1 protein-coding gene is annotated in these 326 nt (G+C 34.0%); it reads right to left on the reverse strand.

All coding sequences use genetic code 11. From position 1 onward, the window contains the following. Positions 1 to 235: 235 nt before the first annotated feature. Positions 236 to 310, reverse strand: coding sequence for a hypothetical protein (locus ADH54_RS12720; protein WP_414716758.1), 75 nt, complete (start codon positions 308 to 310; stop codon positions 236 to 238). Between the last annotated feature and the right edge of the window lie 16 nt (positions 311 to 326).

A 326-nucleotide genomic window follows, 5' to 3' on the forward strand; every position in this document is an offset into this window, starting at 1 on the left:
GATTGAAACAAGATGTGAACAAATCGGTTAGGAAAGTCAAATTAATTTCTAGAAATATTTTAATAGCCATAACGTACTATTCTAGATTCAATCTACTATAATAATGAACTATCATTTGATTCACTAGTAAAATCTCCTAACAGGGAAGCCTGCTAGGAGATTTTCTTATGAGAGATACTTGTCTAAGCTTTGAAAATCGGATTTATCATCTGATAATTATCAAATAATCTACCAATTAAGCTTCTTCGTCTTCTTTACGACGACCTGCAAGACCAAGACCAAGTAATGCACTTGCGGCAGCTGCTACCATAGCTACAGTAGAATCT

It is taken from the genome of Streptococcus pseudopneumoniae, from assembly GCF_001072315.1.
Taxonomy (GTDB): domain Bacteria; phylum Bacillota; class Bacilli; order Lactobacillales; family Streptococcaceae; genus Streptococcus; species Streptococcus pseudopneumoniae_R.